19 protein-coding genes are annotated in these 15,926 nt (G+C 60.6%); 12 read left to right on the forward strand and 7 right to left on the reverse strand.

What is annotated here, in order from left to right:
• Positions 1–60 precede the first annotated feature (60 nt).
• From DWF74_RS06980 to aroC, 3 genes are read right to left on the reverse strand one after another with little or no spacing between them, the layout of a single operon-like run.
• Positions 61–606, reverse strand: coding sequence for a 1,2-dihydroxy-3-keto-5-methylthiopentene dioxygenase (locus tag DWF74_RS06980; RefSeq protein ID WP_102860817.1), 546 nt, complete (start codon positions 604–606; stop codon positions 61–63).
• Positions 603–1,760 carry an MFS transporter gene (locus DWF74_RS06985; RefSeq protein ID WP_162884078.1) on the reverse strand — a complete coding sequence of 386 codons (1,158 nt, stop codon included), beginning with the start codon at positions 1,758–1,760 and terminating at the stop codon, positions 603–605. Before DWF74_RS06985 ends, DWF74_RS06980 begins: the two co-directional genes overlap by 4 nt.
• Positions 1,761–1,788: 28 nt before the next feature.
• Positions 1,789–2,880 carry a chorismate synthase gene (gene aroC, locus DWF74_RS06990; RefSeq protein WP_102860816.1) on the reverse strand — a complete coding sequence of 364 codons (1,092 nt, stop codon included), beginning with the start codon at positions 2,878–2,880 and terminating at the stop codon, positions 1,789–1,791.
• Positions 2,881–3,022: 142 nt separating this feature from the next.
• Between aroC and DWF74_RS06995 the strand changes: the two genes are divergently transcribed.
• Positions 3,023–3,976: an alpha/beta hydrolase gene (locus DWF74_RS06995; protein ID WP_102860815.1), complete on the forward strand. Its 954-nt coding sequence runs from the start codon at positions 3,023–3,025 to the stop codon at positions 3,974–3,976.
• A gap of 98 nt (positions 3,977–4,074) precedes the next feature.
• Positions 4,075–4,866: a hypothetical protein gene (locus DWF74_RS07000; RefSeq protein WP_102860814.1), complete on the forward strand. Its 792-nt coding sequence runs from the start codon at positions 4,075–4,077 to the stop codon at positions 4,864–4,866.
• 52 nt (positions 4,867–4,918) lie between these two features.
• Here the strand turns inward: DWF74_RS07000 and prmB are convergent, their stop codons facing one another.
• Positions 4,919–5,827: a 50S ribosomal protein L3 N(5)-glutamine methyltransferase gene (gene prmB, locus DWF74_RS07005; RefSeq protein ID WP_102860813.1), complete on the reverse strand. Its 909-nt coding sequence runs from the start codon at positions 5,825–5,827 to the stop codon at positions 4,919–4,921.
• Positions 5,828–6,068: 241 nt separating this feature from the next.
• Between prmB and DWF74_RS07010 the strand changes: the two genes are divergently transcribed.
• From DWF74_RS07010 to DWF74_RS07030, 5 genes are all read left to right on the forward strand, one after another.
• Positions 6,069–6,659 (forward strand): cysteine hydrolase family protein, encoded by a 591-nt coding sequence (locus DWF74_RS07010; RefSeq protein WP_016962781.1) that lies wholly within the window; start codon positions 6,069–6,071, stop codon positions 6,657–6,659.
• A gap of 129 nt (positions 6,660–6,788) precedes the next feature.
• Positions 6,789–7,109 carry a hypothetical protein gene (locus tag DWF74_RS07015; RefSeq protein WP_102860812.1) on the forward strand — a complete coding sequence of 107 codons (321 nt, stop codon included), beginning with the start codon at positions 6,789–6,791 and terminating at the stop codon, positions 7,107–7,109.
• Positions 7,110–7,183: 74 nt separating this feature from the next.
• Positions 7,184–7,741, forward strand: a complete 558-nt coding sequence (locus tag DWF74_RS07020) for a Smr/MutS family protein (RefSeq protein ID WP_060840489.1) — start codon at positions 7,184–7,186, stop codon at positions 7,739–7,741.
• Between the two features lie 77 nt (positions 7,742–7,818).
• On the forward strand, positions 7,819–8,364 hold the full coding sequence (gene folE, locus DWF74_RS07025) for a GTP cyclohydrolase I FolE (protein ID WP_011062625.1): 546 nt from the start codon (positions 7,819–7,821) through the stop codon (positions 8,362–8,364).
• Positions 8,365–8,465: 101 nt separating this feature from the next.
• Positions 8,466–8,837 (forward strand): glutathione S-transferase N-terminal domain-containing protein, encoded by a 372-nt coding sequence (locus DWF74_RS07030; protein ID WP_102860811.1) that lies wholly within the window; start codon positions 8,466–8,468, stop codon positions 8,835–8,837.
• Between the two features lie 55 nt (positions 8,838–8,892).
• On the opposite strand, the gene DWF74_RS07035 is transcribed toward DWF74_RS07030, so the two are convergent.
• Together DWF74_RS07035 and DWF74_RS07040 are read right to left on the reverse strand one after the other, a co-directional pair.
• A complete protein-coding gene (locus DWF74_RS07035) occupies positions 8,893–9,495 on the reverse strand; it encodes a glutathione S-transferase family protein (protein ID WP_102860810.1) in 603 nt (200 codons plus the stop codon).
• Positions 9,496–9,505: 10 nt separating this feature from the next.
• A complete protein-coding gene (locus tag DWF74_RS07040; protein WP_102860809.1) occupies positions 9,506–10,672 on the reverse strand; it encodes a PLP-dependent aminotransferase family protein in 1,167 nt (388 codons plus the stop codon).
• Between the two features lie 82 nt (positions 10,673–10,754).
• Between DWF74_RS07040 and DWF74_RS07045 the strand changes: the two genes are divergently transcribed.
• The 3 genes from DWF74_RS07045 (at position 10,755) to DWF74_RS07055 (ending at position 13,530) form a co-directional block, all read left to right on the forward strand.
• Entirely contained in the window at positions 10,755–11,198 is a 444-nt protein-coding gene (locus DWF74_RS07045) for a MarR family transcriptional regulator (protein WP_102860808.1), read from the forward strand.
• Positions 11,199–11,490: 292 nt separating this feature from the next.
• Positions 11,491–12,840, forward strand: coding sequence for an NCS2 family permease (locus tag DWF74_RS07050; protein ID WP_102860807.1), 1,350 nt, complete (start codon positions 11,491–11,493; stop codon positions 12,838–12,840).
• A 63-nt stretch (positions 12,841–12,903) separates the two neighbouring features.
• Complete coding sequence (locus DWF74_RS07055) at positions 12,904–13,530, forward strand: LysE family translocator (protein ID WP_115580669.1); 627 nt, start codon at positions 12,904–12,906, stop codon at positions 13,528–13,530.
• Positions 13,531–13,676: 146 nt separating this feature from the next.
• Here the strand turns inward: DWF74_RS07055 and uraH are convergent, their stop codons facing one another.
• Positions 13,677–14,030 (reverse strand): hydroxyisourate hydrolase, encoded by a 354-nt coding sequence (gene uraH, locus DWF74_RS07060; protein ID WP_102860805.1) that lies wholly within the window; start codon positions 14,028–14,030, stop codon positions 13,677–13,679.
• A 425-nt stretch (positions 14,031–14,455) separates the two neighbouring features.
• Between uraH and puuE the strand changes: the two genes are divergently transcribed.
• Together puuE and uraD are read left to right on the forward strand one after the other, a co-directional pair.
• Complete coding sequence (gene puuE, locus DWF74_RS07065; protein ID WP_110594650.1) at positions 14,456–15,382, forward strand: allantoinase PuuE; 927 nt, start codon at positions 14,456–14,458, stop codon at positions 15,380–15,382.
• The gene (gene uraD / locus DWF74_RS07070) at positions 15,379–15,894 is read left to right on the forward strand and encodes a 2-oxo-4-hydroxy-4-carboxy-5-ureidoimidazoline decarboxylase (RefSeq protein ID WP_102860803.1); all 516 of its coding nucleotides are present in this window, start codon (positions 15,379–15,381) and stop codon (positions 15,892–15,894) included. The genes puuE and uraD overlap by 4 nt, the downstream gene beginning before the upstream one ends.
• Positions 15,895–15,926: the final 32 nt, after the last annotated feature.

The raw sequence follows: 15,926 nt of genomic DNA on the forward strand, positions 1-15,926 counted from the left end.
TTTCCTGCTCGGGCCGGCCCACCTTGCGTGGGACCGGCCCGTTGACGTAGAGCTTCCCGCTCAATCGTCCAGGCGTGGGAACTGGCTGGCGATAGCGTCGCCGGTCAGGCTGGCCGACCAGCCTTGGGGATTACTGAACAGGCGGATGGCGACCAGGTGCGGCTCCTCCCCCATATCGAACCAATGGGCAGTGCCCGCCGGCAGCGAAATCAGGTCGTTTCTTTCGCAAAGAACGGCATAGACGTAGTCGTCGATGTGCAGATTTAGCAGTCCACGTCCGGCGACGAATAACCGCACTTCATCCTCGTCATGGCGATGCTCGTCGAGAAAGCTGGCACGCAACTCGGCTCTTTGTGGATGGTCACGGTTGAGGCTGATCACATCCACGCTGACATCACCCTGCTCGGTCATCAGCCGATCGATCTGCTCCTGATAGGCCGCAACCACCTCTTCCTGGCTGGCCCCCGGCTCGATCCGCGTCGAGGCTGGCCAACGATCAAAGCCAATCCCCTGTTCGGCCAAGGTCGCAGCGATATCGTCAAAGTGGGTCAGAACCTTGTTCGGCAGGTCCGGGCTGGATACGTGGTAGACGGACAGGCTGCTCATGACGGCAACTCCTCTTGCATGCGGGTGGCAATGATAACGGCTGCGGCCAGGGCGGCGACGCTAGCAATACTAAAGGTCAATGTGGCGCCCAGGGCGTTCCAGCTGTAGCCGGAATACAGGGCGCCCAGGGCACCTCCGGTTCCCGCCAGGGCGGCGTACAGCGCCTGGCCCTGGCCCTGCTGGCGAGCACCGAAACTGCGTTGGACAAAATGAATGGCCGCGGCGTGAAAGCTGCCGAAGGTTGCCGCATGCAGCACCTGCGCCAACAACAGTGCCCCGAGATGCTCCGCCAGGCTGCCCAGCAGCACCCAGCGCAAAGCCGCCAAGAGAAAACTCGCCAGCAACACCCGGCGCACGGAAAATCGCGCCAGAATCCGGCTCATGGCCAGGAACATCAGCACCTCGGCCACCACACCCAGAGCCCAGAGCATGCCGATCAGGCCACGGGTATAGCCCAGGTGCTCCAGGTGCAGGGTCAGGAAGGTGTAGTAAGGACCGTGGCTCATCTGCATCAGGGCCACACACAGGTAGAAGGCCAGCACCCCGGGGCCGCGCAGCTGCTTGATAAAGCCCTCCCCGGCCAACCGCGGCCCCTGCACCACAGGCTGGGCGTTGGGCACCCACAGGCTGCTGAGCACAATGCCGCCCATGATCGCCACCAGTGCCGCCGGGTAGATATCCAGGCTCAACCACTCGAACAGGCGCCCCAAAGCCACCACGGTAAGAATAAAACCGATGGAACCCCAAAGACGGATCTGACTGTAGCGTGAGGTCTGCCCCTGCAAGTGCGCCAGGGTGATCACCTCAAACTGCGGCAGGACTGCGTGCCAGAAAAATGCATGCAGGGCCATGACCATCGCCAGCCAGGCGTAGCTCTTGCTGACGAAGATCAGCGAGAAACAGATCAGGGTGCAGATGGCGCCACAACGCACGATCGCCAGGCGCCGGCCAGTGTAGTCCCCCAGCCAGCCCCAAAGGTTGGGCGCCACGCAGCGCATGAGCATGGGAATGGCCACCAGCTCACCGATCCGCGCGCTGGAAAACCCCAGGTGATCGAAATACAGCGCCAGAAACGGCGCCGTCGACCCCAGCAGAGCGAAATAGAACAGGTAGAAACTGGAAAGCCGCCAGTACGGCAGCGCCGCCACGGTCATCAGACCGTAGCGACTGGCAGAACCGCCATTACAGCTGGCCCAGTACCGGCGTGCTGACGCGCACGTCGGCATTCTGGCCGCGGTGACGCAGCAGGTGATCCAGCAGCACGATGGCCATCATGGCTTCGGCAATGGGAGTGGCACGAATGCCCACGCAAGGGTCGTGACGGCCCTTGGTGATCACGTCCAGCGGATTGCCATCAACGTCGATGGAGCGACCTGGCGTGGTGATGCTGGACGTCGGCTTGAGCGCCAGGTGGGCAACGATCGGCTGCCCCGAGGAGATCCCGCCAAGAATGCCGCCGGCGTTATTGCTGAGGAAACCTTGCGGGGTCAGCTCGTCACGGTGTTCGGTGCCGCGCTGGGCGACGCAGGCGAAACCGGCGCCGATTTCCACGCCCTTGACCGCATTGATGCTCATCAACGCATGAGCCAGTTCGGCATCCAGCCGGTCGAAGATCGGCTCGCCCAGGCCCGGCATCACGCCTTCGGCGACCACGGTGATCTTCGCTCCCACGGAGTCCTGATCCCGGCGCAATTGGTCCATGTAGGCTTCAAGCTCCGGAACCTTATCCGGATCGGGGCTGAAGAATGCGTTGTCCTCCACCGAATCCCAGGTCTTGAAAGGAATCTCGATCGGGCCCAACTGACTCATGTAACCGCGCACCACGATGCCCTGGCTTGCCAGGTATTTCTTGGCGATGGCCCCGGCCGCCACGCGCATGGCGGTTTCCCGCGCCGAGCTGCGACCGCCGCCACGGTAATCACGAATGCCGTACTTGTGGTGGTAGGTGTAATCGGCGTGAGCCGGACGGAACAGATCCTTGATCGCCGAGTAGTCCTTGGACTTCTGGTCGGTATTGCGGATCAACAGGCCAATGGAACAGCCCGTGGTCTTGCCCTCGAACACCCCGGAAAGGATCTCGACTTCATCGGGTTCCTGGCGCTGGGTGGTGTGACGGCTGGTGCCGGGCTTGCGCCGGTCCAGGTCACGCTGCAGGTCTTCCAGGGACAGCTCGAGGCCCGGCGGGCAGCCGTCGACAATGGCGACCAACGCCGGACCATGGCTTTCGCCCGCGGTGGTGACAGTGAACAGCTTGCCGTAGGTATTGCCGGACATGCGGGGAGCTCCGTGAAATCAGCCGAAATAACTCAATCAGGATTACTGAAGGGCGCAAGTATACGCAGGCTACCCAACTAGTTCATCCTCGAACCTTCTGCCCCTGCCCGAGTCCAACCGGCACCTTATACATGATGGCGTGATGATGCTGCGAGTCCTTCTCTTGAGCCTTTCCCTGTTCACCGGCCTGGTCAACGCGGCCGTCCTGCAACGCCCCGTAAGCCTGGACACCGGCCACGGCGAGCTGTATGGCTCGATGCTGCTGCCCAAATCCGCGCAGCCGGTGCCGGTGGTGCTAATCATCTCAGGCTCCGGCCCCACCGACCGCGACGGCAACAACCCCGACGGCGGGCGCAACGATAGCCTCAAGCGCCTGGCCTGGGTGCTGGCCAAGCACAACATCGCCAGCGTGCGCTACGACAAGCGCGGTGTGGCGGCCAGCCTCGCGGCGACCCCGGATGAACGCAACCTGACCCTCGACGCCTATGTGGCCGACGCCGTGGCCTGGGGCAAGCAGCTCAAGGCCGACCCGCGTCTGGGCCAACTGATCGTGCTGGGCCATAGCGAAGGCGCGCTGATCGCCAGCCTCGCCGCCGCCCAACTGGACGCCGCCGGCGTGATTTCCATCTCCGGCACCGCCCGCCCCGTGGATCAGGTGCTGCGCCAGCAACTGAGTTATCGCCTGCCGCCGGCGCTGATGGTGCGCAGCAACGAACTGCTGGACAGCCTCAAGGCCGGTCAGGTCGACAACGATGTGCCACCAGCCCTGCAAGTGATCTTCCGCCCCAGCGTACAACCCTATCTGATCACCCTGTTCCGCGAGGACCCGGCCGCCGCTTTCGCCCGCCTGAAAATGCCGGCGCTGATCATTCAGGGCAGCAATGATATCCAGGTCAGCGTTGACGACGCCCGGGTGCTCAAGGCGGCAAAACCGGATGCTCAACTGACCTTGATCGACGGCATGAACCATGTTCTGCGTATCGTACCCAACGATCTCAAGCGCCAATTGGCGTCCTACAAGGACCCGCAATTGCCCCTGGCGGCGGAACTGGGCCGATCCATCATCAGTTTTATTGACGGACTTCACACCCGTTAGGCTGTTTTTACCCTCCAGTCCTGAAAAAAACGGCCGATAAGCCTTTGCCGGCCGTTCGATTGCTGTCGGCGCGCAGCGATTGGACAGGACTTGCCGTTATGACTGATACCTCGAATTCACCCGCCACCGAGCAGGAAGCCGCCGTACCGGAAGCGGCGCCGTTGCCGTGGGCGGACGTCCAGGCTGAACATCACAAGATGCTGCGCCTGGCGCCCCTGCAGACCGATCGCGCCACCGGCGGGCGCCCTTTGCGTTTTGTCGAGTTCGGTTATGCCGAACGCAACAACAAAGAGCACAGCCTGCTGCGCATGACCATCAGCCTGCCCGGCCAGCGGGTGCGCAAGGAACAGAATCACCTGGATGTCTGGGTCGAGCACGACACCCACCGGGTGCACTTCGAGCCCGAAGGCGGGCTGCAGATCGAACCACTGAACCGTGGCATCGGACGCTTCCTGCTGGCCCAGGCCGCGCAATGGGCGCAGAAGAAGTGGCCGCACTACCGGGTCGACGGCTTCGAGCTCGCTAACAAGGACGCCCTCAATGAGGACACTCGCCTGCGCCGCGATCATGTGCTGCGTACCCTGGGCTTCGACGTGGTGTATGCCGATGCCCAGCATCTCAAGGGCAGCGTCAAGGATGTTCAAGTGGGCGAGCTGCTGAGCCAGTGGAACACCGAGAAACTGCAGTTCGTGGAGATACTGGAAGCCGCACAGATGCTCCAGCAGGCCGAGCAGAACCTGGAGGAGCTGGAAGTCAAACTGCGCAAGCAGGAAGAGAAAGTCACCAAGTACAAACGTGAAGACACCGGTCTGCGCTTCACCATCACCTGCCTGGTAGCCTTTGCGGTCTTCCAGGCGGGTCTGCTGATCTGGATTGCGACTCACCGCTGAGTCGCAACCTCTTCAGGGATCAAGGCCCGCCTTGCGCGGGCCGGCACATGGCTCAGGCGCGGGCGGCGAACAGCGCCTGATGCTCGCGGCACTGCTCCGCAGTGAGCATGAACACACCGTGACCGCCGCGCTCGAAGTCCAGCCAGGCGAAGTCGACTTCGGGGTACAGCGCTTCGACGTGCACCTGGCTATTGCCCACTTCGACAATCAGCAAGCCTTTCTCGGTCAGGTGATCAGCGGCCTGGGCCAGCATGCGCCGCACCAGATTCAGGCCATCATCGCCACAGGCCAGGCCCAGCTCGGGCTCATGCTGGTACTCGTCCGGCATGTCGGCAAAATCTTCGGCATCGACATAAGGCGGGTTGGAAACGATCAGGTCGAAACGCTGCCCCGGCAAGCCATCGAAACCATCGCCCTGCACGGTGAACACTCGCTCATCGACACCGTGGCGCTCAATGTTCTGGTTGGCCACTTCCAAGGCTTCGAAGGACAGGTCGGCCAGCACCACTTCGGCCTCGCGGAACTCATAGGCACAGGCAATGCCGATGCAACCGGAGCCGGTGCACAGATCGAGAATCCGCGCAGGCTCAGTGCCCAGCCAGGGTTCGAAGCGTTTCTCGATCAACTCGCCGATGGGCGAGCGGGGAATCAGCACACGCTCGTCAACGATGAACGACATGCCGCAGAACCAGGCCTCGCCCAACAGATAGGCTGTGGGCACGCGTTCTTCGATTCGGCGCTTGAGCAAGTGCTGAAGGTGGACCAACTCGTCGTCTTCCAACGCGCAGTCCAGGTAGCTGTCGGCGATTTCCCAGGGCAGATGCAAGGCTCCGAGCACCAATTGGCGGGCCTCGTCCCAGGCGTTGTCGGTACCATGGCCGAAGAACAGATCCTCCCCATGAAAGCGGCTGACAGCCCAGCGGATATGGTCACGCAAGGTGCGAAGGCGGGAAGTGATCACGGGACAGAACTCCTGAAAAAACGACCGGCAATTCTAACAGCCAAAGCGCCTGCCGACGACGAATGAAAAACCACCGCCGTACAATCGCCTGACCGACCGCTTTTTGCCCGGCAAGCCAAATACCTTGCCCCTCTTGACAAGGCTGCAGGCCAACAACGGCGCACCTTACGTTAGTAGCGATTCACAGAAGCGCTCCGCCAGAGGACAATGTCGCAAAAGCCCCACTCACAGGAGCCCCAGAATGTCCGTTCCAAAGACGATGTTTCAACTCAGCGGTCGTGGTTATGCCGCGGCCAATTTGAGCCACGCGACCCTTGTGATCATCGACGCCCAGAAAGAGTACCTCAGCGGCCCCCTGGCCCTGTCCGGCATGGACAAAGCAGTGGCCAACATCGGCCAACTGCTGGCCGCAGCCCGGGCTGCCGGCCGGCCCATTGTGCATGTGCGCCATCTTGGCACCGTCGGCGGCCTGTTCGACCCTCAGGGCGAGCGCGGCGAATTCATCCCCGGCCTTGAGCCCCAAGGCGACGAGACCATCATCGGCAAGCTGCTGCCCAGTGCCTTCCACGGCACCGAACTGGAAAAGCGCCTGCAGGATCTGGGCTCCCTGGACCTGATCGTCGCCGGTTTCATGAGCCACTCCAGCGTCAGCACCACCGTGCGAGCAGCGAAGAACCTGGGATTCCGTTGCACCCTGGTAGAGGACGCCTGCGCCACCCGTGACCTGCCCTACAAGGGCGGCATTCTCAGCGCCGAGCATGTTCAGCAGACTGAAATGGCGATCATGGCCGACAACTTTGCCACTCTCGCCCAGACCGCAAGCCTGATCTGACCAGCCTTGGTGAGCGGCTGGCGGGCCGCTCATCCATAAACGCCTCGCATTTGCAGCAATTGCCTTAGCCTCAGGAACCACCCGGTCAACTCCCGGTCGAAGGGCCGATACCCATTGAGGAAGGTCGGAATGAAGATATCCGATGGTTTTGACGCACGCCGATTGCGGCCCAAAAGCCCGCGAAACTGGCGCCTGCGCCTGGGGGCTGGATTCTCTGCATTGCTGGCGACCTTCGGCGTGCTGCTGGCCCTGGCTGGGACCGCAAGCCTGCTGGGACGCGCTCCGGCGCTAGGAGAACTCAACGCCAGCCCACTGGGCTCGGCGCTGATCCTGCTGATCGGCCTGCTACTGCTGTACATCGGTGTGCGCCTGTGGCGGCGTTGCCGGCGCCGAATGCGCCAGCCCCTGGCACTGAACATGGCGCCACACCTGATGAAAAAACACGACTGACGACCCTGGGCGCGATTTGCGCGCCTTAAGGTGTTCCGAGTTGGGTAAACTAGCCGCCCTTCGCGGAGGCTGACATGCAAGACGACGATTTTTCCCTGTTCAAAAACGAGATCCGCGGCGTCAAGCCGATCAAGCACGATCGGGCCGACACAGGCAAACCCAAGGCCGACCGCGCACAGATCGCCAAGCTGCGCCAGGCTGCCACAGTGCGTAGCGAGACCACGACGGTGGACGGGCTGTCCGATCAGTTCGTCATCGATGTGGGACCTGAAGATGAGCTGATGTGGGCCCGCGACGGGGTTCAGGAAAGCCAGATGCGCAAGCTGAAAATCGGCCAGATTCCCTTTGAAGGCAGCCTTGACCTGCATGGCATGACCGTGGAAAAGGCCCGCGAAACCCTCTGGGCGTTTCTCGCCGAAGCCACCCGATTCGAGATCCGCTGTGTACGCGTCACCCACGGCAAGGCCGTGCGCCTGGACGGCAAGCGCCCCATGATCAAAAGCCACGTCAACACCTGGCTGCGCCAGCATCCACAAGTGCTGGGCTTCACCTCCTGCCAGGCTAAACATGGCGGCACTGGCGCGCTGTACGTAATGCTCAAACGCACCATGATGGAAGGCCGCGACGAATAAAGCCGCTGCACTAAGCTTGCAGCGCCGTGTCTGCCACCGTACCCTTGCCCTTTGCGTAAAATCCCACAGGTAGTTTCATGTCCCTGGAACAGAATTACACCGCGATCCTCGGCCAACTGGGCGAGGACGTCTCCCGCGAGGGCCTGCTCGATACGCCCAAGCGTGCCGCCAAAGCCATGCAGTACCTTTGCCGCGGTTATGCCCAAACCCTGGAAGAAGTCACCAACGGTGCCTTGTTCAGCTCTGACAACAGCGAAATGGTGCTGGTCAAGGACATCGAGCTCTACTCGCTGTGCGAACACCATCTGCTGCCATTCATCGGCAAGGCTCACGTTGCCTACATTCCCAGCGGCAAGGTCCTGGGGCTGTCGAAAGTCGCGCGCATCGTCGACATGTATGCCCGTCGCCTGCAGATCCAGGAAAACCTCAGCCGGCAAATCGCCGACGCCGTTCAGCAAGTGACCGGCGCTCTGGGGGTTGCAGTGGTGATCGAGGCCAAGCACATGTGCATGATGATGCGCGGTGTGGAAAAGCAGAATTCGTCGATGATCACTTCAGTGATGCTGGGCGAGTTCCGCGAAAATGCCGCGACTCGCAGCGAGTTCCTCAGCCTGATCAAGTAACAGGCCCTGAGTGAAAAAACCGGCGTTGATCGCCGGTTTTTTTCGTCCGGCAAAAATCAGGTAAGCTGCCGCCCCTTCATTCATGGGCAAGAGGCAATACCGTGATCGTCAAAGCGCTGCGAGTCGGCCTGGGCCAACTCATCATTTTCATCGACTTCATCACCCGCCCGCGCAAGCAGAAGCGCGCTGCCGCCGCTCAAGCGCAGGTCGAGCAGGCCGCCAAGGGCCTGACCCTGTATCAGTTCCACGCCTGCCCGTTCTGCGTGAAGACCCGCCGTACCCTGCACCGCCTGAACGTACCGGTGGCCCTGCGCGACGCCAAGAACAACGAGCAGGATCGCCAGACCCTGCTGGAGCAGGGCGGCAAGATCAAGGTGCCATGCCTGCGTATCGAAGAGAACGGCCAGACCACCTGGATGTATGAATCCAAGGTGATCATCGATTACCTGAACCAGCGCTTCTCGGCGGCCTGAAGCCTCTCCCCGGGACGATGCTGTCCCGGGTCAGTTGCCCCCTCGGAAAATCCGCTCAATCGAACATCCCGACATGCCGCGGATGGCTCTGTACGCGCTGGACCCAGGCCTGGATACCCGGATAGCGGGTCAGATCGAAACCGCCTTCATGGGCCACATGGGTGTAGGCATACAGCGCGATATCGGCAATGGAATAGTGCTCGCCCACCAGATACGGCGTGCGGCTCAATTGTTTTTCCATCACATCCAGCGCCTTGTAGCCACGCTTGTGCAGCTTCAGGTATTCGTCCCGGCGCTCTTCGGGCAAGCCCTCGTACTGTTCAATGAAGCGCGCCACCGCGATGTAAGGCTCGTGACTGTACTGTTCGAAGAACTGCCATTGCAGGACCTGGGTGCGCAGGCGCGGTTCGCTGGGCAGGAATTCGCTGCCGTCGGCCAGAAAGTTGAGAATCGCGTTGGACTCCCACAGGCAGGTGCCGTCTTCCAGTTCCAGTACCGGTATCTTGCCGTTGGGATTCTTTGCCAGGAAGGCTTCGGTCTGGGTATCGCCTCCAAGAATGTCCACCGCCTGCCACTCATAAGGCAGCCCCAGAAGACTGAGCATCAGCTTGATCTTGTAGCAGTTGCCCGAACGGTAATCGCCATAAACCTTGTACATGGCCCTCCCCTTAGGCTGCCTGTGCAGCCTGTGCTTGACGTATCACGGTGGCCAGCCGCTTGAGGCCTTCGTCCAGCCGTGCCGGATCGATATGGCTGAAATTCAACCGCAGATGCCCATGATTGCGCTCCGGTTCAGAGAAGAACGGTTCGCCGGGCATAAAAGTCACGTCTTGTTCCAACGCGGACTTGAGCAAAGTGCGGGTATCCAGGGGTTGTTTCAAGCTCAACCAGAAAAACAGACCTCCCTGGGGCACCTGCCAGTCCGCCAGATCTGCGAAATGAGTCTGCAGCGCGATCTGAAAGGCATCACGGCGCAGACGGTAGAAACTGCGCAGTTCACCCAGGTGCTGCTGGAACTGATCGCTGCCGATCCATTGCATGGCCTGCCACTGGCCGACGCGGTTGGTGTGCAAGTCCGCGGACTGTTTCAGGCGCAGCAGATGAGGGAACAGGTCCGGACTGGCGATCAAGTAGCCAACCCGCAATCCCGGGAGCAGGGTTTTCGACACGGTGCCGGTGTAGATCCAACTGGCCTTTTTCAGGCGGCTGACAATGGGGGTCGCGCTGCCACCGTCGAAGGTCAGCTCGCGATAGGGCTCGTCCTCGATCAGGGTCACGCCGAACTCGTCCAGAAGGGCCGCCACCGCCTCGCGCTTGGCTTCGCTGTAGCGCACCGCCGAAGGATTCTGGAAGGTCGGAATCAGGTAGACGAAGGCTGGACGATGCTGTTCCAGGCGAGCGCGCATCTGCGCCAGATCCGGACCGTCCGCCTCCAATGGCACAGTCAGGCAGTCGGCACCGAACAACTGGAAGATCTGCAGGGCAGCCAGATAGGTCGGAGCCTCCAACAGGATCTGGGTGCCCTTGTCGATGTACAGCTTGGCCGCCAGGTCAAGGGTCTGCTGGGAGCCGCTGACCACCAGGACCTGGCTCGCCTCGCAAGGCACGCCGAGCTTGCGCGCCTCGGCAGCCAGGGCTTCACGCAACGACGGCTCGCCTTCACTCATGCCGTATTGCCCCATGGACAAGGGCATGTCTTGCCACTGCACCTTGGGCAGCATCACCTCGGCCGGCAGCCCGCCTGCGAACGACATCACTTCCGGGCGCTGGGCCGCGGCAAGGATTTCACGGATCAAGGAGCTTTTGAGGCGCGATACACGTTCGGAGAAGGCCATGGAGGTCACCGCTAGCAAAGGTCGGAGGAAATACGTCAAACTGCTTGACCGAAATTACGCCGACTCTCGCAGATACGTCAATATGCTTGACCTTAAAAACCAGACCTCGCAACAAGCCGCCATGGAAGCCTTCTTCTTTGGCTATCAGGCCTTTACCGCCAAGGCCGACGAAATGCTCGAACGCCGAGGCTTGAGTCGCGTGCACCAGCGCATCGTGTTTTTCATTGCCCGTTACCCCGGCCTGAGTGTGAAAGAACTGCTCACGCTGCTGGGGGTGAGCAAGCAGGCACTGAATACGCCTTTGCGCCAACTCATGGAAATGCACCTGGTTGACAGCATCGCCCCAGCCAGCGACAAACGAAAACGCCTGTTGCAACTGACCGACGATGGCGCGCGCTTTGAACACTCCCTGCGTCGCGAACAGGTAAAACTGCTGCAACGGGCCTTCGCCGAAGCCGGAGAAAGTGCGGTCAATGGCTGGCTGGCCGTAAACCAGGCCCTGGCGGGAAAACCTGCAGACGACTGATAGCCCCTTCCTCTCCGCGCGCCCTCCCAGACCGCCGAACAGACTCTGACCAACCCTCCGCACTGCCCGGCATAAAGGGCGATGGTGATATAGCCAAGTCCTCAGATTTTTCGCACACAAAACCAAAAACATTATTTGCTTTCTTTGTATACAAAAGCATAATTCGCCACGTGTGAGTTCTTGACCCAAAGGTCAACAAACCCCACAAGCCCTGCCTGCCTCAAAGAGCCGCTGCCCACCCTCCCGTGCCCGGTTCTGGAAAAAACAATAAAACTCTTGAGGAGTACTCGCTGTGGAAAGCCGCAAATCCGAAGCCTCTCCGCTGGACCTCTCGCCCTCGCTGAACAGCGGCTGGCTGGAGCGCATCTTCAAACTCAGGTTGCATGGCACCACGGTGAAGACCGAGCTGATTGCCGGTGTGACAACCTTCATCACCATGGCTTACATCATCTTCGTCAATCCCAACATCATGGCCGACGCCGGCATCGACCACGGCGCCGCCTTCGTTGCCACCTGCATCGCTGCTGCCCTGGGCTGCCTGCTAATGGGCCTGTACGCCAACTGGCCAGTGGGCCTGGCCCCGGGCATGGGTCTCAACGCCTTCTTCACCTACACCGTGGTCGGCACCATGGGCTACAACTGGGAAACCGCCCTCGGCGCGGTATTCATCTCAGGTGTGCTGTTCATGATCCTGACCTTGTCGCGGATTCGTGAATGGCTGCTCAACAGCATTCCGGTGAGCTTGCGCTTCGCCATGGGAGCGGGTGTCGGGCTGTTTCTCGGACTGATCGGATTGAAAACGGCGGGCATCATCGTCGACAGCCCGGCCACCCTGCTCAAGCTCGGCTCCCTACGTGAACCGGGTCCGCTGCTGGCGGCCATCTGCTTTCTGATGATCGCGGTGCTCAGCTACCACCGAGTGTTCGGCGCAATCCTCATCAGCATCATCGCCGTGACCCTGGCCGGCTGGGGCCTGGGGCTGGTGCACTACAACGGCATCCTGTCCACCCCGCCGAGCCTGGCGCCCACCTGGATGGCCATGGATGTTGCCGGGGTGTTCAACATCAGCATGATCAGCGTGGTACTGGCCTTCCTCTTCGTGCACATGTTCGACACTGCCGGCACCCTGATGGGCGTGGCCCAGCGTGCCGGCCTGGTGAAGGCCGACGGCAAGATCGAGAATCTCTCGCGCGCCCTCAAGGCCGACAGTGCTTCAAGCGTCTTCGGCGCAGTAGTCGGGGTGCCGCCGGTGACCAGCTACGTGGAAAGTGCCGCCGGTGTGGCCGCGGGCGGGCGGACTGGCCTTACCGCCGTCACCGTAGGTGTGCTATTTGTTGCCGCCATGTTTTTTGCGCCGCTGGCAGGCATGATCCCTGCTTACGCCACAGCAGGTGCCTTGATCTATGTTGCGATGCTGATGATGGGCGGCATGGCCCATATCAACTGGGACGAAGCCACCGACAGCATTCCGGCGATTGTCACGGCAATCATGATGCCCCTGACCTTTTCCGTCGCCGATGGCATTGCCCTGGGTTTCATCACCTACGTGGTACTGAAGGCAGGAACGGGCAAGCACAAGGAAATTTCCATCAGCCTGTATGTGCTGTGCGCGATCTTCATCGCCAAGTTCATTTTCTTGTAAGCCACACCTGCTCTCACCCGCCCCATCCCTTCGGATGGGGTTTTTGTGTATTGGGAGAATGCAATGAGTCTGGAAACCTGGCTGCTGTTCAGTGGCGCTACCTTGGTAGTGATCCTGATTCCGGGTCCCTTGTCGTTGCTGATGATCAGCAACAGCCTGAACTATGGCCTGCGCCGCTCATACCCGGCCTTTCTCGGCGGGGTCCTGGCCTCGATCTGCCTGTTGAGCGCATCCGCGCTGGGCCTGGGCGCACTGCTACTGGCTTCGGAGCAACTGTTCAGCGCCCTGAAGATCGTCGGCGTCCTCTATCTGTTCTACCTCGCCTGGCAGAGCTGGCAGCAATCCCGGCAGCTTTCCCACGGCGCGGTGGTACCGGAAGTCGCACTGAAACCGCGCTTTCGTGCACTGTTCGGACGCGCTTTTGTCCTGGGGGCCAGCAACCCGAAGGACATTCTGTTCTTCGCCGCGTTCCTGCCGCAGTTTCTCAATACCCAGCAGCCTTTCCTGCCCCAACTGCTGACCATGATCGCTACCTGGACCCTGCTGGACCTGAGCTGCAAGTTGGCCTACGGCTTCAGTGCCCATGGCGCCGCGCGTTACTTGCGCAGCGGCAAGGGCCAAAGCTGGTTCAATCGCATCAGTGCCGGGCTGTTCACAGGGGCTGGAGCCGCATCCCTGTTGAGCCGTTAAGCGCTTCGCCGACAAGCCGGCTCCTGCAGCACTCAGCCAGGAACCGACTTGCCAGCGACGACTTTATAACCGGCGAAAAAAAGCCCGCAGTGTGAGCGGGCAAGGACCAAAGAAGCTATTTGCGCAGGATTCTTGGGGGGAAAGTCCTAGCTTCCTCTGTAGGTCGAATAGCTGTACGGCGAGATCAGCAGCGGCACGTGGTAATGCTCCTGCTCGGCACTGATACCGAACCGCAGCACGACTACATCAAGGAACGCCGGCTGTGGCAGTTGTACACCCCGGGCGCGGTAGTAATCGCCAGCGTGGAAATGCAGTTGGTAAACCCCGGAACGGTAGTCATCGCCCTGCAGCAGCGGCGCATCGCAACGGCCATCGCTGTTGGTCAGGGTGCTGGCGACCAATTCCATCTGCGCCCCGTCAACCCGATACAGCTCAACCTTGATAGCGCTGCCAGGGCAGCCATGTGCGGCGTCCAAAACGTGTGTAGTCAAACGTCCCATTGATTCTGCGTGCCTGTCACAACTGGTGCGCCCAGGCCTCGCGCCTCCCGGAGTCAGTGATTGAAAGGGGGCCACAGCATTTCGGCGGGTGAAAAGCTGCGGCGAGGCCACGATTAAGACACTTTTCAAAAAAATTGTACACAATAATAATCACAAATATTCACTCCGGCAGCGCTGTACCCACAAGCCTGTGGATTGACCTCAACACCACAGCAGCAGACGACTTGCGATCCATTAGCTGACCATATAGGCAAGTTTCTTGCAGGTGCAGGCCATAGCGATAAAAGCAGAAAAATGCAAAAAATCAGGCTTACAAAGTGAATATAAACTTGTATACAATCAGTCCATCGCAGTGACGCTCACCTGGCTTTCCGGCTTCAGGTTCCGCCACGCCACCGTTATCACGAATAAGAAGGAAGACTGCAGTGAGCGCTGACTACCCTCGCGACCTGATCGGTTATGGCTCTACCCCCCCTCATCCTCACTGGCCAGGCAATGCTCGTGTCGCCCTGTCCTTCGTGCTCAATTACGAAGAAGGCGGCGAACGCAACATCCTTCATGGCGATAAGGAATCGGAAGCTTTCCTCTCGGAAATGGTTTCGGCGCAGCCGCTGCAGGGCGAGCGCAACATGAGCATGGAGTCGCTGTACGAATATGGCAGCCGCGCCGGCGTCTGGCGGATCCTCAAGCTGTTCAAGGAATTCGACATTCCGCTGACCATCTTTGCCGTAGCCATGGCTGCTCAGCGCCATCCGGACGTGATCCGCGCCATGGTCGAGGCCGGCCATGAGATCTGCAGCCACGGCTACCGCTGGATCGACTACCAGTACATGGACGAAGCCCAGGAACGCGAGCACATGCTCGAGGCGATCCGCATCCTTACCGAGATCACCGGTGAACGCCCACTGGGCTGGTATACCGGCCGTACCGGCCCGAACACCCGACGCCTGGTAATGGAGGAAGGCGGCTTCCTCTATGACTGCGATACCTACGACGACGACCTGCCCTACTGGGAACCCAACAACCCCACCGGCAAGGCGCATCTGGTCATCCCCTACACCCTGGATACCAACGACATGCGTTTCACTCAGGTCCAGGGCTTCAACAAGGGCGACGACTTCTTCCATTACCTCAAAGATGCCTTCGATGTGCTCTACGCCGAAGGTGCCGAAGCCCCGAAGATGCTGTCCATCGGCCTGCACTGTCGACTGATCGGTCGCCCGGCCCGCCTGGCATCCCTCAAGCGCTTCATCGAATACGTCAAAGGCCATGAACAGGTGTGGTTCACCCGTCGTGTCGATATCGCCCGCCACTGGCAACAGACCCATCCTTACCAGGGAGCGGCGAAATGACTGCTTTCCAGAGCCTCAAGCCATCGACCCTGAGCCGTGAAGCCTTCGTCGAGGCTTTCGCCGATATCTATGAACATTCGCCATGGGTGGCTGAAAGAGCCTACGACCTGGGTGTTGACGCCTCCGTCGACCAGATTGAAGGCCTGCACCAGCGCATGAGCGATATCCTGCTGAGCGCCGATCACGCCAGCCAGTTGGCACTGATCAACGCTCACCCGGATCTGGCCGGCAAAGCCGCCGTCCAGGGCCAGTTGACCGAAGCCAGCACCAACGAACAGGCTGGCGCCGGTATTCACCAATGCACAGCCGAAGAGTTCCAACGGTTCACCGAGCTGAACGATGCCTACAAGGCCAAGTTCAAGTTTCCCTTCATCATGGCGGTGAAAGGCAGCAACCGGCACCAGATTCTCGCCGCGTTCGAAACCCGCATCCACAACTCAGTGGACACTGAGTTCAAGTGCGCACTGGCGGAGATCAACAAGATTGCATTGTTCAGATTGCTGACCCTGTAGCGACCCGCTCCTGAGGATAGCCCCGAGAACCT

The sequence above is a fragment of the Pseudomonas protegens genome (assembly GCF_003363755.1).
Classification (GTDB): Bacteria; Pseudomonadota; Gammaproteobacteria; order Pseudomonadales; family Pseudomonadaceae; genus Aquipseudomonas; species Aquipseudomonas danubii.

Excerpts from the sequence above, each read along its gene's own strand:
- DWF74_RS06980 (WP_102860817.1), bottom strand. The coding sequence starts at position 606 with ATGAGCAGCCTGTCCGTCTACCACGTATCCAGCCCGGACCTGCCGAAC.
- DWF74_RS06985 (WP_162884078.1), bottom strand. The coding sequence starts at position 1,760 with ATGACCGTGGCGGCGCTGCCGTACTGGCGGCTTTCCAGTTTCTACCTG.
- aroC (WP_102860816.1), bottom strand. The coding sequence starts at position 2,880 with ATGTCCGGCAATACCTACGGCAAGCTGTTCACTGTCACCACCGCGGGC.
- DWF74_RS06995 (WP_102860815.1), top strand. The coding sequence starts at position 3,023 with ATGATGCTGCGAGTCCTTCTCTTGAGCCTTTCCCTGTTCACCGGCCTG.
- DWF74_RS07000 (WP_102860814.1), top strand. The coding sequence starts at position 4,075 with ATGACTGATACCTCGAATTCACCCGCCACCGAGCAGGAAGCCGCCGTA.
- DWF74_RS07010 (WP_016962781.1), top strand. The coding sequence starts at position 6,069 with ATGTCCGTTCCAAAGACGATGTTTCAACTCAGCGGTCGTGGTTATGCC.
- DWF74_RS07015 (WP_102860812.1), top strand. The coding sequence starts at position 6,789 with ATGAAGATATCCGATGGTTTTGACGCACGCCGATTGCGGCCCAAAAGC.
- DWF74_RS07020 (WP_060840489.1), top strand. The coding sequence starts at position 7,184 with ATGCAAGACGACGATTTTTCCCTGTTCAAAAACGAGATCCGCGGCGTC.
- folE (WP_011062625.1), top strand. The coding sequence starts at position 7,819 with ATGTCCCTGGAACAGAATTACACCGCGATCCTCGGCCAACTGGGCGAG.
- DWF74_RS07035 (WP_102860810.1), bottom strand. The coding sequence starts at position 9,495 with ATGTACAAGGTTTATGGCGATTACCGTTCGGGCAACTGCTACAAGATC.
- DWF74_RS07040 (WP_102860809.1), bottom strand. The coding sequence starts at position 10,672 with ATGGCCTTCTCCGAACGTGTATCGCGCCTCAAAAGCTCCTTGATCCGT.
- DWF74_RS07045 (WP_102860808.1), top strand. The coding sequence starts at position 10,755 with ATGCTTGACCTTAAAAACCAGACCTCGCAACAAGCCGCCATGGAAGCC.
- DWF74_RS07055 (WP_115580669.1), top strand. The coding sequence starts at position 12,904 with ATGAGTCTGGAAACCTGGCTGCTGTTCAGTGGCGCTACCTTGGTAGTG.
- uraH (WP_102860805.1), bottom strand. The coding sequence starts at position 14,030 with ATGGGACGTTTGACTACACACGTTTTGGACGCCGCACATGGCTGCCCT.
- uraD (WP_102860803.1), top strand. The coding sequence starts at position 15,379 with ATGACTGCTTTCCAGAGCCTCAAGCCATCGACCCTGAGCCGTGAAGCC.